Source organism: Azoarcus taiwanensis (assembly GCF_012910885.1).
GTDB classification, from domain to species: domain Bacteria; phylum Pseudomonadota; class Gammaproteobacteria; order Burkholderiales; family Rhodocyclaceae; genus Azoarcus_F; species Azoarcus_F taiwanensis.
The window spans coordinates 1-13,837 of sequence record NZ_WTVM01000102.1 but is presented as its reverse complement, the minus strand read 5'-3'; the positions used below and the strand labels follow the sequence as shown (position 1 = coordinate 13,837).

Below are 13,837 nucleotides of genomic sequence, written 5' to 3'. Positions count from 1 at the left end.
GCCTGGGACGGTGTCGAGCATGTGCAACTCGATTCCGCCTGGATCGAGCGACTGCATGCGCTGATCGGGCTGGGCAAGTACGCAGTGCTGTTGTTGGCGGGCCTGCTTGGTTTCGCGCTGGTGATTGTGACCTTCAATACGATACGCCTGCAGATCATGACTCAGCGGCAGGAGATCGATGTTTCCCGGCTCCTGGGGGCGACAGACCCTTTCATTCGCCGGCCGTTCTACTGGTTCGGCAGTCTGCAGGGCCTGCTCGGGGGACTGGTCGCACTGGGTACCGTGTGGCTGATGGTGCATGCCCTCGAGGCGCCCGTCGAGAGTCTCGCCCGGACTTATGGCGCGGTATTCTTCCTGTCTGGCCCGGGGATGCGCGACACCGCGGCGATTCTCGGCTTTGCCGCCTTTCTTGGCTGGTTGGGCAGCGCGATCTCGGTTCGGCGCCACCTGGCCGAGCGCTTGCGCTGAAGTCCCTGCCTGAATTCCTGACGCCGCAGCGCATCCGGTGCGGCGGCAGCCGTACCCCCGAGGCTGTAAGACAGGCGAGGGTTACTCGCGTTGGCGGGCTCGTAACTCACTGATCTCGGCCCGCAGAGCGCGCAACTCCGCCATCACTTCCGCATGGTCTGTGCTCACCAGAGAGCGGGTTTCTTCCTGCTCCTGATGGTCGCTGGTGTTCATCGCGTCGACGACGATGGCGATGAACAGGTTGAGCACCGCGAAAGTCGTCAGCAGGATGAAGACGATGAAGAACAGCCAGGCGAGCGGATAGACGTCCATCACCGGGCGGACGATGCCCATCGACCAGGATTCGAGGGTCATCACCTGGAACAGCGTGTAGAACGACGCGCCCATGCTGCCGAACCAGTCGGGGAAGGAGGCGGCGAACAGCTTGGTGCTCATCACTGCGCCGATATAGAACACCAGCAACAGCAGGGTCAGCACCGAGGTCATGCCCGGTATTGCGCGCAACAGGGCATTGACTACCTTGCGCATCGACGGCACGACCGAGATCAAGCGCAGCGCGCGCAGGATTCTGAGTGCCCGTAGTACCGCGACGCCCTCGCCCAATGGGGCGAGTGTGACGGCGACGATCACGAAGTCAAAGACGTTCCAGCCCTCGCGAAAGAAGTTATGTCGATAGACCACGAGCTTCATCAGGATTTCGATGACGAAGATGGTCAGCGCAATCCGGTCCAGGGCCGACAACAGTCCGCCCGCGACTGACACCGCCGTCGGCGATGTCTCGAGACCGAGCGTGATGGCGTTGATGATGATGACCGTGATGACGAAGCGCTGGAACCGCTGCGATTCAACGATAGTCCGGAGAGCGTTCATGATGGTGTCGAGTCGAGGAAGACGGTCGCGATTCTAGCAGTCTGGCGGACCTGGCCGATCACGCCGCCTGATTAGCCGTCGCGGGCGAAGAGTGCTGCTGTCACTGTGTTCAGTCGGAGTGCGGCAGCGCCAGGCGCTCCATGAGGTAACACAGGCAGTCCTGCCGGATTACGGTTTCGTCCAGCGTCAACATCGAGGGCATGACGCTGCGCTTGAGCCGCAGGCAGCCGTTGTCGAAGCTGAAGAATACGTCGGTCATGTCGCTGCCATCGTCGCCGGTAACCAGAGGCCGCGGGCGGGATTCCCCGGTGTAGAAACCGAAGATGGTGCCGGCAGGCATTTCGCGAAAATTCATCCGCTCCAGGTCTGGCAACAGGTCGAGTTGAGCGTCGTTACGACCAAAACCGAAACTCACCGAGTCCGGAATGCGGACCTGCGCCACGGTATGGAACAAGTGGAGATCGCTGTCGCGCACACGGTGAGGCGGGATCTCCGCAAGATGAAGGCAGGCATCGATGAATTCGGCGGCATGCTCCACGCCGTGGGGTTCGCCCGGCTTTCCGCATTCAAGCGTGACCGCCGGGCAGAGCCGGGCCATGGCCGCGCTCTGCGTGCCTCGCGGGGTTTCGAAGAACACAGCGGTACGGCTGAAAAGCGCGGCCAGTTGCAGACATGCGTCATCGAGGACATTTACACAACCGTAGTGCGGGTTCAGGCCGGTGTTGTTGTGCAAATCGATGCTGGCAAACAGCGGACGCTCGCGCATCGTTTGCCAGACGGTTTGCATGAGCTCGGTTTCCGGACTCGCCGGCAGAGTGGTGCCCGGCCAGCTGCGGTTGTAGTCGGGTTGACCGTCCAGCCGTCGCATGCCGGCGCGGGCGGCCTCGATATTGCCGATGAACACGGTCATTGCACGCGGGAGCGGGCGATCCAGATAGCGCGCGAGCAGGCGCTGGACTGCGAGCAGTCCGGTGATCTCGTTGCCATGAAGGAGCACGCTGACGAAGAGCGTCTCAGGCCGACGGCCCGGCAGGTGTATTAGGGTGGGGCCGGAGAGAATGCGATGCAGGTCCCGGGCGGCGCTGCCCATGAAGCCAGCGGGCAAGGTGTCTGTCTGATGCAGTTGCGGCAAGTGATCACTCCCACAGATGAACCGGTGTGTCGCTGACCTGTTGTTCGAGCATCGCCGCGGTGAGGGCGACCAGATCGCCCGGATAGCGCGCGACAAAGCGGCGTTGCCACACGGCGCCATTCTGCCTGCTATCGAGGCGCCGCTCCAACACGTCGAGGTAGCGGTCCCGGTCGTCCGGGTCGATGCCGAGCCGACCCAGCCCATTGGCGGCGGCGGGCAGAAGCGTCCTCTTCAGCAGCCGGCAGACCGGATGGCGCAGGCCGTCGAGCCAGTCGATGCGCGCGTTCAGGCCATAGCGCGCGGCCTCGTAAAAGTTGCTTCTCACTCTGGCGAACTCGAGTGCTTCGACGTCTTGATCCATGTAGTGACGCACCAACCCGACGAACAGGGCGGTGTTGGCGACCATGTCGATCAGGCTTGGCCCGGAGGGCAAGGTTCGATGCTCCAGCCGCAGATGGACGCCGCCGTCTTCGTCGAATCCGACTATCGGGCGATTCCAGCGCCAGATCGTGCCGTTATGCAGGCGCAGATGCGGGTAGCGGGCGCCGCTGTCGTCGAGTATAGGGAGCAGAACGGGGTAATGCGCGAGATTCTCCTCGAAGCACTCGAGCATGCTGCGCTTGGCATAACCCGAGCCGAAGGATACCCGCCGCACCGGACCATGGGCCGCTGCGGCGAAACCGCCCAGTCCGACGGACTGCTCGAAAAGCGGTATTCGGGTCTCGGCCCACAGGTCGTGGCCGAACAGCAGGGGCGAATTTGCGCACAAGGCCATGAGCGGGGCCGATACGAGCTGGGCCGCGTTGTAGGCTGTACGCATTTCATGAGCCGGCAGCCGCAGGTGGATCTGGAGGGAGGTCGTGGCAGCCTCCATCATCACGCTGTCAAGTGGCTGGACGAGGTGGTCTCGGCCCTTGATTTCGAGACCGAAGGCGGTGCCGCGGTGAGCCTGCATCACTTGTCGGTTCAGCGCGAGATAGCGATTCAGCGGGGAGATGTTCGCCAGGGTCAGTGCCGCTGGCTCGAGTGTCGGCAGGATGCCGCACAACGCGATGTCACTGCCGAGCTCGGCCGCGACTCGTCGTGCCTCGGTGTATTGGTGGCGCAGTGCTGCATGAAGGCGGCCGAGCATGGCGTCTGCCACAGGGAGCGGCGCGAAGTTGAACTCGGCGTTGTGTCGGGCCAGTTCCGCAGATGCAAGTGGTGAATCCAGACGGGACAGGAAGACCTGGTTGCACATCGCCGGGCGCAGTGTTTCCCGATCGACCAGGCAAGTTTCAAGTTCAAGACCGAGGAGCCGGGTGTCGTCCGCAGTGCCACTGAGGGTGCATTCTTCGATAAGCGCTTCGGTTTCTTCGGCAAGCCTTCGGGCGAATTCCGTCCGCTCGGCTGCTGTGAAGATGACGTGGTCGATTTCCTGGCCCATCCCACCTCCGTTTCGAGGTTGCCTGATGCATTCCCCAAAAGATCAAGGAGTGGCTCATTGCCTGATTGATTCGAGACAGGTTACGTCATTTCTCGGTCGGTGGGCGATGATGGGGAAGGGCGGATACGAACCGCATACCTACAGGCGGTGAATTCCAGGCCCATGAATTGACATGCCTAGTTGGGATGGGTGCTCACTAATGGTGTCGCCTACTAAGGATTACTAAAATAATGAAAAATTAGTAGAGGTTTGTGGTGGAATTGTCGGTATACTAAGTCCTACTAATCAAGCTTGGAATTAGTAGAGTGAAGCTGCCCATGTCTCCGCCGAGCGTCCGGGATCTCGTGCGTAACGCTGATCCCAAGGATCTGTCGAAGGTGTTGGCCAATGCGACGGCACTGCCAACCGGCAGGTATTTGCATTGGGATGAGCTGCGTCGCAGGACCCCTCCCGACGGCCTGTCGTCCGAACTGTGGTGGGCGAGCGTATGGTTTGCCCGCAGCGGCGGCATGCAGGCACTGCCTCTGCTGGACAAGGTGGGTGCGCCGTTCATGCTGGCCGTGCCTGAGCCGGTGCAGGTGCACCTTCACCATATCGATCGCGATGCAGCCGGACAGATTCGTAGCCCTGAGGGCGCGCCAGTTCATGAGAGTCGGGAGCGGTATCTGCTCCACTCGCTGATCGAAGAGTCGATTACGTCCAGCCAGCTCGAAGGTGCTTCGACTACGCGCAAGGTTGCTGAGGCGATGCTGCTGGAAGGACGCAAACCCCGCGACCGCAGTGAACGAATGATCTTCAACAACTACCGGGCGATGGATCACATTCGTAGCCTGCGGGACGAGCCGATCACGCCTGAGCGCGTCCTCGAGTTGCACCGGATGATCACGCTTGACACGCTCGAGGAATCGGGCGATGCCGGCCGGCTGCGCAGCGGTGACGATGTGAAGGTGGTCCATAATCGGGATGGCACGGTTCTTCACGACCCACCCAGCTACAAGACACTGCCGGAGCGTCTGGAGCGCCTCTGTGCGTTTGCCAATCAGGGCTCCGAGGCGCAACCCTTCGTTCATCCAGTATTGCGGGCCATTCTGCTGCACTTCATGATCGGTTACGACCACCCGTTCGCCGATGGCAACGGGCGCACGGCGCGCGCATTGTTCTATTGGTCGATGGCGCGCAGCGGCTACTGGCTGATGGAGTTTCTTTCGATTTCGCAGTTTCTGCGCCAGGCGCCGCGTCAGTATGTTCAGTCATACCTGTACACCGAGACGGACAATAACGACACGACCTACTTCGTGCTTCATCAGCTCGATGTGATCCGGCGGGCAATCACCGGACTGCACGACTACCTTGAGCGCAAGAGGGTCGAGCAGCGCGAGGCCGTGCGCTTACTGGGAGTCGGCTGGCTCAGGAGCCGGCTCAACCATCGCCAGATCGCGCTGCTGACACACGCACTCAGGCATCCAGGGGAGACGTATCGTGTTGCTCGCCATCAAGCTGTGCATAACGTGGTTTACCAGACTTCCAGGTCTGACCTTCTTGATCTCGCAGAACTGGGATTGCTGGAGAAATCCAAGCAGAGCAATGCCTTCGTATTCCACGTGACGGATCGCCTGGAACGACGGCTGGAGGCGCTGGCAAGGCGTGCCTCGGAGAGTGAACCTGCATCACGGTGAGCCAGCGTCAAGGCGCGAGGGCCGCTGCCCTGTGCGCCAAAAGAAAAGGGCCTGCCGCTGCAAGCCCTTGAATTTTGTGGTGGTGATGGGAGGAATCGAACCGCCGACCTATGGGTTATGAATCCATCGCTCTAACCGTCTGAGCTACATCACCAACAAGCCTGCTAATATATCGCTTATAGAAACCGAGCGTCAAGCAGGATACGCATCCGATGAAGAAACTCTACATCCGCACCTTCGGCTGCCAGATGAACGAGTACGACTCCGACAAGATGGCGGACGTGCTCGGTGCGACCGGCCCGATGGAGAAAACCGACAACCCCGAAGAGGCCGACGTCATCCTGTTCAATACCTGTTCGGTGCGCGAGAAGGCACAGGAGAAGGTGTTTCACGACCTTGGACGGGTCAAGCATCTCAAGCAGGCCAAGCCGGATCTCATCATCGGCGTCGGCGGCTGCGTTGCGAGCCAGGAGGGCGACGCCATCGTCGAGCGCGCGCCCTATGTCGACCTGGTCTTCGGTCCGCAGACATTGCATCGTCTGCCGCAGCTGATCGCGCAAAGGCGCGATACCGGGCGCTCGCAGGTGGATATTTCCTTCCCCGAAATCGAAAAGTTCGACAACCTGCCGCCGGCGCGTGTGGAGGGGGCGAGTGCCTTCGTGTCGATTATGGAAGGGTGCTCCAAGTACTGCACCTTCTGCGTGGTCCCCTATACCCGTGGCGAGGAGGTCTCCCGTCCGCTGGACGACATCCTGACCGAGATTGCCGGGCTTGCCGACCAGGGGGTCAAGGAGATCACGCTGCTCGGGCAGAACGTCAACGCCTGGCGGGGCGAGATCGTCCGCGATGGCGGCGAGCAGGGCGACTTCGCCTTTCTGCTCGAATGCGTCGCAGAGATCCCGGGTATCGAACGCCTGCGCTACACGACCTCGCATCCGCGCGAGATGACCCAGCGCATCATCGATGCCTACGCGCGCATTCCCAAGTTGGTGAGTCATTTGCATCTGCCGGTACAGTCCGGGTCGGATCGTGTGCTGGCCGCGATGAAGCGCGGCTACTCCGCGCTGGAATACAAGTCTCTGGTGCGCAAGCTGCGTGCGGTGCGTCCGGATCTGTCCTTGTCATCGGACTTCATCGTCGGTTTCCCGGGTGAGACCGAGGAAGATTTCGAGAAGACGATGAAGCTGATCGACGAGGTCGGCTTCGACACTTCGTTCAGCTTCGTCTACAGCTCGCGTCCCGGTACGCCGGCCGCCGATCTCGAAGACCCGGTGCCCCAGGACTCCAAGCTGCGCTGGCTAGCACGGCTGCAAAAGCGGGTCGAGGAACAGGCGGCGGCGATCAGTGAAGCGATGGTCGGGCGTGTCGAATGCGTGCTCGTGGTCGGGCCCTCTAAGAAAAATCCGCAGGAGCTTGCCGGCCGCACCGAGAACAACCGAGTCGTCAATTTCGCGGCCAACCCGCGCCTGATCGGCGAAATGGTCGAGGTGCGCATCACCGCGGCGCTGCCGCACAGCCTGCGTGGCGAGATCGTCACGAGGGAGTCCTGAATGGCGAAAGCCACCGAATTGACGCTGGAGCCGGTCGACAACGAGCGGCTGGCCAACCTGTGTGGCGCGCTCGACGAGAATCTGCGCCAGATCGAATCCGCCTTCGACGTCTCAATTTCGCGCAGGGGCGAACGATTCCGCCTCAGCGGCCAGCCCATGCAGACACAGTTGGCGGCCAAGGCTTTGCGCCAGTTCTACGAGCGCGCCGGCAACCATCTCAGCCTGGACGACATCCAACTCGGGCTGGTCGAGGTGTCCAAGGGCCAATCCGGGATCGGCAATGCGCCGGTGCTGATGACCCGCAAGGCCGATCTCCACGGTCGTACGCCCAGGCAGGTGCAGTATCTTTCGGCGATCCAGTCGCACGACATCACCTTCGGGGTCGGTCCGGCCGGAACCGGCAAAACCTATCTCGCGGTTGCTTCGGCGGTGGATGCCTTCGAGCGTGAGCTGGTCGAGCGCATCATTCTCACTCGCCCGGCGGTCGAGGCCGGCGAGCGGCTGGGGTTTCTGCCCGGCGATCTGGCGCAGAAGGTCGATCCTTATCTACGCCCGCTTTACGATGCGCTTTACGACCTGATGGGGTTTGACAGGGTTGCCAAACTGTTCGAGCGCGGCAGTATCGAGATCGCACCGCTGGCGTTCATGCGCGGTCGCACCCTCAATCATGCCTTCGTGATTCTCGACGAGGCACAGAACACCACGCCGGAACAGATGAAGATGTTCCTGACCCGGATCGGCTTCGGCACCAAAGCGGTGGTGACCGGCGACGTGACCCAGATCGATCTGCCGCGAGGGCAGAAGAGTGGTCTGCTCGAGGCTCGCGAAGTGCTGGCGGATGTGCGTGGCATCGCATTCACCGAGTTCGGCCGGGAGGACGTGGTACGGCACCCGCTCGTGGCGCGTATCGTCGAGGCCTACGATCAGCGCGAGGCTGCGCGTGCGAAAGGCAGCCCGCAGGAGGGTGCAGCGTCGTGACTGCCGGCAGGCGCGCCAGACTGTACTTGCGCGTGCAGCGCGCACTGTCGCGCGAGGATGCCGTGCATGCGCCGCTCGCCAGGCAGATCCGCCAGTGGGCGGGTGCCGCGATGCGCGTTGCCGAAGCCGAAGTGGCGGTCCGCCTGGTTGGTGAGGACGAGGGGCGCAGCCTCAACCGGGACTACCGTGGCAAGGACTACGCAACCAACGTGCTTACCTTCGTCTATGGCGAGGGAGAGGCCATGCCCGGTCTGCCCGAGAGTGACGTCCTGCAGGGGGATCTGGTGCTGTGCGTGCCGGTCGTGGTGCGCGAGGCCGCCGAGCAGCGCAAGGCGGTGGAAGCGCATTTCGCCCATCTGATCGTGCATGGTATGCTGCATTTGCAGGGTTTCGATCATGAGGACGACGCCGAGGCGCTGGAAATGGAAGCGGTCGAGCGTGAGGTGATGGCAGCGCTTGCTTACCCGGATCCCTACGCGGACGACGGCGCCTGAAGACCGAGGATTTGGGAGCGTGACCGAGCGGTCCCAAATCCTCGTTCTTCAAGCATGAAAGGGAAATGGACAGTTCCGCGGGCAAACCGTCATTACTGGAGCGACTTTCGGGCATTCTTTCGCGCGAACCGGAAGATCGCGAAGACCTTCTCGCGCGACTTCGCGCCGCCTGCGATCGCAACCTGATCGATACCGACGCGCTCTCGATCATTGAGGGCGCCTTGCAGATGTCGGACATGCAGGTGAGCGAGGTGATGATCCCGCGTGCCCAGATGGACGTCATTCATCTTGATGACCCGATCGAGCGAATCGCCGAGTTCGTCGTCGATACCGCCCACTCTCGCTTTCCGGCAGTCGGTGAGAACAAGGACGACGTGATCGGCGTCTTTCTTGCGAAGGATTTGCTGCGCTATTACGCCGGGCGCGAGTTCGACCTGCGCGACATGTTGCGTCCCGCGGTGTTCGTCCCCGAATCCAAGCGACTCAATGTCATGCTGCGAGAGTTCCGCGTCAGCCGCAACCACATGGCGATCGTGGTCGACGAGTATGGCGGCGTCGCTGGCCTGGTCACCATCGAAGACGTGCTGGAACAAATCGTCGGCGACATCGAGGATGAGTTCGATTTCGACGAAGTAGGCGACAGCATCAAGCTCGATCAAAATGGTCGCTACCGTGTGAAGGCGCGGACCGAGATCGAGGATTTCAACGAGGCTTTCGAGACCGACTTCGACGCGGACGACTTCGACACCATCGGCGGGCTCGTCATCCGCCATCTCGGCAGACTGCCCAAGCGTGGCGAGGTGATCCGTCTCGATGGCCTCAAGATCCAGGTCATGCGCGCCGACAGTCGCCGGGTGCATACCCTGCTCGTGGAGCGCGTCCCCGGCGGCCCTCCGGCACCCGAGGCCAGCTGATGCGCTGGCAATTGCTGGTTGCGGCGCTGCTTGCCGGCGCCGCGTCGGTGTTCGCGTTCGCGCCATTCGAGTTGTTCCCGCTCGCGTTTGCTTCGTTGGCGCTACTCTTTGCGCTCCTTCGCACTGCGCCTGGCTGGCGTGCCGGTTTTGGTCTCGGCTTGGCATGGGGGCTGGGCGCGTTTCTTGCCGGGGTGTCGTGGCTTTACATCGCACTTAACCGCTACGGTGGCGTGCCGCTACCGGTGGCTGCGCTTGCGATCACCCTGTTCTGCGCTTATCTGGCGCTGTTCCCGGCGCTGGCCTCGGCGCTGTTCGTGCGCTTGCGTGCGGTTCGGCCTTCGCTGCAGGCTGCGCTCTTCGCCGGTTTGTGGATGGCCACCGAGATGCTGCGCGGTTGGTTGTTCACCGGCTTCCCCTGGCTCGCGATCGGTTATTCGCAAACACCACCCAGTCCCTTCTCGGGCTTCCTGCCGGTGATCGGCGTCTACGGCGTCGGCGGACTGGTGGCGCTGTGTGCCGCCTTGCTGGTGCTGACGCCGTGGCGGCAGGCTCGGGCAGCGCTACCGGTTGCCTTGCCACTGGTTGTGCTGCTGGTCGCGGGCGCAGCGCTGACCCGTATCGAATGGACGACTCCCGCTGGCCCGCCGATCCGCGTGGCGCTGCTGCAGACGGATATCGAGCAGGATCTCAAGTGGGACCCCGCATTGCTGCGCCAATGGCTCGATATCAACGCCGGTCTTGCGGCCGGGCATGACGGTGCGGATCTGGTGGTGTTGCCGGAGACAACCTTGCCAGTCCTGGAGGAGCATCTGCCTCAGGGTTTCCTTGCCTATCTCGAGGCAGAGGCGCTTCGCCGCGGGGGTGATCTGATCCTGGGGCTGTTCACCCGTGATACCGAGGGCCGGATCTACAACGCGGCGATCAACCTCGGCGAGAGCGGACGGCAGTTCTACGCCAAGCATCATCTGGTGCCGTTCGGCGAGTTTTCGCCGCCCCTGTTCGGCTGGTTCTACCGTCTTGCCGACATACCGATGTCGGACCAGACGCCCGGCCCGGCCCGCCAGGCGCCGATGACCATTGGTGGTCAGCGCATTGCCCTGAACATCTGCTACGAGGATTTGTTCGGCCGCGAGATCATCCGCAGTCTGCCGGACGCTACGCTGATGCTGAACATCTCCAACCTGGCCTGGTACGGGCAGTCCCTCGCGCAGCCGCAACACCTTCAGATCGCGCGCACGCGTGCGCTGGAAACCGGCCGGCCAATGCTGCGCTCAACCAACACCGGCATGACTGCGCTGGTGATGCCCGACGGTTCGGTGACCGGGGTATTGCCTCAGTTCGAGCGAGGTGCGCTGGAGGTCGAGGTGCGGGGATACCGGGGCCTGACACCTTATGCGAGGGCAGGGGATCTGCTCGCGCTGGGGCTGGCTTTCGCGTTGGTGATAGGGCCGGGGCTGGGCTCGCGTCGTAAAGGCTGAGCTCTGCGGCAGCGGCTAGGGAGGCGCTGATCTATTCCGCACCGTTCGCCCTGAGCTTGTCGAAGGGCGACTGGATTCACTCAGTGTTTCCCGAAGGGCTTCAGCGTGCGAAATGGCAAGGCGTAGCGGGGCGGCGGCATGGCAGGCCTGTGAGGCGACTTGGCCCGAGCGCAGGCCTGCGGCATGAACCCGCGGGCTGGCGTCGGGCAGGTCCTGTTTGGCTCCGATGCCATTCGCGCTGCCGCTGTAAGCCTCTCTTCGCTGCGATTCCCAAACTCGCGCTGCGCGCTCAGACATCGGGAATCGCGGCCGCTACGCTCGGCAACAGCGGCATGCGCTCAGGCAAAGTCGCCACACAGGACGTGCCCGCCACCAACCCGCTGCCCCGTTGCTTGCTCCGGCAAGGCGTGCTGGAATCATCCCATCCAAGCGCCCGGCACCGAAAGCCAGTAAAATCGCGGTTTTGCTTTCGCGCCGCACAACGGAACATGTCCAAACCCAGACCGTCTTTCCAGCACATCATCCAGACGCTCCAGAAGTTCTGGGGCGATCAGGGCTGCCTGTTGTTGCAGCCCATCGACCTCGAAGTCGGAGCCGGCACCTCGCATGTCGCCACCTGCCTCCGCGCCATTGGCCCAGAGCCCTGGAATGCCGCCTATGTCCAGCCCTCGCGCCGGCCCAAGGACGGTCGTTATGGGGAGAACCCCAACCGTCTGCAGCATTACTACCAGTATCAGGTCGCGCTCAAGCCGTCGCCGGCGAACATCCAGGAGTTGTACCTCGACTCGCTGCGTGCGCTCGGCATCGACCCGATGGTGCACGACATCCGTTTCGTCGAGGATGACTGGGAGAACCCCACGCTCGGCGCCTGGGGGCTGGGCTGGGAAGTCTGGCTGGACGGCATGGAGGTGACTCAGTTCACCTATTTCCAGCAGGTCGGCGGCCTCGACTGCCGGCCGGTGCTCGGCGAGATCACCTACGGCATCGAACGTCTGGCGATGTATCTGCAGGGTGTCGAGAACGTCTATGACCTCCTGTGGGCCACCTACCCGGACGGGACCGAGGTCACCTATGGCGACGTGTATCACCAGAACGAGGTCGAGCAGTCGCGCTACAACTTCGAACTGGCAAACGTGGATTTTCTTTTTGATTACTTCCGTAACTGCGAGGCAGAGGCCAAACGCCTGACCGAGGCCGGCGTGGCGCTGCCCGCCTATGAGATGGTGCTCAAGGCGGGTCATACCTTCAACCTGCTCGATGCGCGTGGCGCGATCTCGGTGACTGAGCGGGCCGCCTACATCGGCCGTATCCGGACACTTTCACGGGCGGTGGCGCAGGCCTACTACGAATCGCGGGAGGCGCTGGGCTTTCCTCTGCTCCGTGGTCAGCAGAACGGGGAGGTGGTGCAATGAACAAGGCAACCCTGCTGGTCGAACTGCTGACCGAAGAACTCCCGCCCAAGGCTCTGCCGCGTTTGGGCAAGGTGTTTGCTGACACCATCGTCGCCGGGCTTCGCGAGCGCGGGCTGGCCGATGCGAACGGCCAGGTGCGAGGCTTTGCCGCGCCTCGTCGCCTGGCGGTCACCGTGGATGCGGTGCTCGATCAGGCCGCTTCGCGTGAAGTATGCGAAAAGATCATGCCGGTTCAGGTCGCGCTCGACGCCGATGGCCAGCCCACCCCGGCGTTGCTCAAAAAGCTCGCCGCCCGTGGCATCGACGCCGGGATGGTTGCCCGTTTCGAGCGCCACATGGATGGCAAGGCCGAAGCGTTGTTCTATACGCGCGCCGAGGACGGTGCGCGTCTGGACGAGGTGCTCGCCGATATCGTCAATGCCGCGGTGAAAGCGTTGCCGATTCCCAAGCTCATGCGCTGGGGGAGTAGCGATGTCGCATTCGTGCGGCCGGTTCACAAGCTGGTCATGCTGCATGGTCCGCGTGTGGTTCCCGGTAGCGTGCTCGGCCTTGAGGCCGGCCGGTTGACGATGGGCCACCGTTTCATGAGTCGCGGGGAGATCGAACTGGCGACCGCCGAGGCCTATGAGCCGACGCTGCTCGCCGAGGGCAAGGTGGTGCCGAGCTTCGATGAGCGGCGAGCCGAGATCGAGAAACAGCTGCTGGCCGAAGCCTCGCGCCTGGGCGCCGGCCTCGGTGATTACGCTGATCTGCTCGATGAAGTCGCCGCGCTGGTCGAGCACCCGACTGTGTATGTCGGCGAGTTCGAGGCCGAATACCTAGCGGTGCCGCAGGAGTGTCTGATCCTCACGATGCGTGCCAACCAGAAGTATTTCCCGCTGTTCGACGAGGAGGGCACGCTGCTGAACCGGTTCCTGATCGTGTCGAATATGCGTGTCGCCGACCCGAGCCACATCGTCACCGGCAACCAGCGTGTGGTGCGGCCGCGGCTTGCGGACGCACGCTTCTTTTATGAGCAGGACCGCAAGAACAGCCTGGACAGCCGCCTGCCCCGTCTGGCGAACGTCGTCTATCACAACCGGCTCGGTAGTCAGCTCGAGCGGGTTGCCCGCCTCGAACGTTTGGCGGGCACGATTGCCGGTCGGCTCAATGCCGATCAGCCGGGTGCAGCCCGTGCCGCTCGACTCGCCAAGGCGGATCTGGTGACCGAGATGGTGGGGGAGTTCCCGGAGCTGCAAGGTGTCATGGGGCGCTATTACGCGCAGCACGATGGTGAGCCACAAGTTGTAGCGGATGCGATTGCGGCGCATTACCTGCCGCGTTTTGCCGGCGACAGGCTGCCGCAGGGCAACGTCGCGTGCGCGGTGGCGCTGGCCGACAAGCTCGAGGCGCTGGTGGGCTTCTTCGGTATCGGGCAGCTGCCGACTGGCGACAAGGAT

General features: G+C 62.8%; 12 protein-coding genes and 1 tRNA gene. 9 read left to right on the top strand and 4 right to left on the bottom strand.

Annotated features, from left to right (window positions below):
• On the top strand, window positions 1–468 hold a 468-nt coding region (locus GPA21_RS14815), incomplete at its 5' end, for a cell division protein FtsX (RefSeq protein WP_339379775.1).
• A gap of 81 nt (window positions 469–549) precedes the next feature.
• Here the strand turns inward: GPA21_RS14815 and GPA21_RS14810 are convergent.
• The 3 genes from GPA21_RS14810 to GPA21_RS14800 form a co-directional block, all read right to left on the bottom strand.
• The gene (locus GPA21_RS14810; RefSeq protein WP_168988904.1) at window positions 550–1,338 is read right to left on the bottom strand and encodes an ion transporter; all 789 of its coding nucleotides are present in this window, start codon (window positions 1,336–1,338) and stop codon (window positions 550–552) included.
• 109 nt (window positions 1,339–1,447) lie between these two features.
• A complete protein-coding gene (locus GPA21_RS14805; RefSeq protein ID WP_211163619.1) occupies window positions 1,448–2,470 on the bottom strand; it encodes a M14 family metallopeptidase in 1,023 nt (340 codons plus the stop codon).
• Window positions 2,471–2,474: 4 nt separating this feature from the next.
• Entirely contained in the window at window positions 2,475–3,896 is a 1,422-nt protein-coding gene (locus GPA21_RS14800) for a glutamate-cysteine ligase family protein (protein WP_168988903.1), read from the bottom strand.
• A 317-nt stretch (window positions 3,897–4,213) separates the two neighbouring features.
• Between GPA21_RS14800 and GPA21_RS14795 the strand changes: the two genes are divergently transcribed.
• Entirely contained in the window at window positions 4,214–5,572 is a 1,359-nt protein-coding gene (locus GPA21_RS14795; protein ID WP_211163618.1) for a Fic family protein, read from the top strand.
• Window positions 5,573–5,649: 77 nt separating this feature from the next.
• Here GPA21_RS14795 and GPA21_RS14790 read toward each other — a convergent pair.
• A tRNA-Met gene (locus GPA21_RS14790) sits at window positions 5,650–5,726 on the bottom strand.
• A 58-nt stretch (window positions 5,727–5,784) separates the two neighbouring features.
• Between GPA21_RS14790 and miaB the strand changes: the two genes are divergently transcribed.
• The 7 genes from miaB to glyS all read left to right on the top strand — a co-directional run.
• A complete protein-coding gene (gene miaB / locus GPA21_RS14785) occupies window positions 5,785–7,122 on the top strand; it encodes a tRNA (N6-isopentenyl adenosine(37)-C2)-methylthiotransferase MiaB (RefSeq protein ID WP_168988901.1) in 1,338 nt (445 codons plus the stop codon).
• Window positions 7,123–8,100, top strand: a complete 978-nt coding sequence (locus GPA21_RS14780; protein WP_168988900.1) for a PhoH family protein — start codon at window positions 7,123–7,125, stop codon at window positions 8,098–8,100.
• A complete protein-coding gene (gene ybeY / locus GPA21_RS14775) occupies window positions 8,097–8,594 on the top strand; it encodes an rRNA maturation RNase YbeY (protein ID WP_168988899.1) in 498 nt (165 codons plus the stop codon). The genes GPA21_RS14780 and ybeY overlap by 4 nt, the downstream gene beginning before the upstream one ends.
• Before the next feature lie 65 nt (window positions 8,595–8,659).
• On the top strand, window positions 8,660–9,508 hold the full coding sequence (locus GPA21_RS14770; protein WP_168988898.1) for a CorC family transporter: 849 nt from the start codon (window positions 8,660–8,662) through the stop codon (window positions 9,506–9,508).
• Window positions 9,508–10,986: an apolipoprotein N-acyltransferase gene (gene lnt / locus GPA21_RS14765; protein WP_168988897.1), complete on the top strand. Its 1,479-nt coding sequence runs from the start codon at window positions 9,508–9,510 to the stop codon at window positions 10,984–10,986. The genes GPA21_RS14770 and lnt overlap by 1 nt, the downstream gene beginning before the upstream one ends.
• Before the next feature lie 488 nt (window positions 10,987–11,474).
• On the top strand, window positions 11,475–12,398 hold the full coding sequence (gene glyQ, locus GPA21_RS14760) for a glycine--tRNA ligase subunit alpha (protein ID WP_168988896.1): 924 nt from the start codon (window positions 11,475–11,477) through the stop codon (window positions 12,396–12,398).
• Window positions 12,395–13,837 (top strand): glycine--tRNA ligase subunit beta (gene glyS / locus GPA21_RS14755; protein ID WP_168988895.1); only part of this gene is annotated, 1,443 nt, incomplete at its 3' end. The genes glyQ and glyS, both read left to right, overlap by 4 nt.

What these genes read in the sequence shown, in the direction of transcription:
- GPA21_RS14810 (WP_168988904.1), bottom strand. Translation starts at nt 1,338, where the DNA reads ATGAACGCTCTCCGGACTATCGTTGAATCGCAGCGGTTCCAGCGCTTC.
- GPA21_RS14800 (WP_168988903.1), bottom strand. Translation starts at nt 3,896, where the DNA reads ATGGGCCAGGAAATCGACCACGTCATCTTCACAGCAGCCGAGCGGACG.
- GPA21_RS14795 (WP_211163618.1), top strand. Translation starts at nt 4,214, where the DNA reads ATGTCTCCGCCGAGCGTCCGGGATCTCGTGCGTAACGCTGATCCCAAG.
- miaB (WP_168988901.1), top strand. Translation starts at nt 5,785, where the DNA reads ATGAAGAAACTCTACATCCGCACCTTCGGCTGCCAGATGAACGAGTAC.
- GPA21_RS14780 (WP_168988900.1), top strand. Translation starts at nt 7,123, where the DNA reads ATGGCGAAAGCCACCGAATTGACGCTGGAGCCGGTCGACAACGAGCGG.
- GPA21_RS14770 (WP_168988898.1), top strand. Translation starts at nt 8,660, where the DNA reads ATGGACAGTTCCGCGGGCAAACCGTCATTACTGGAGCGACTTTCGGGC.
- lnt (WP_168988897.1), top strand. Translation starts at nt 9,508, where the DNA reads ATGCGCTGGCAATTGCTGGTTGCGGCGCTGCTTGCCGGCGCCGCGTCG.
- glyQ (WP_168988896.1), top strand. Translation starts at nt 11,475, where the DNA reads ATGTCCAAACCCAGACCGTCTTTCCAGCACATCATCCAGACGCTCCAG.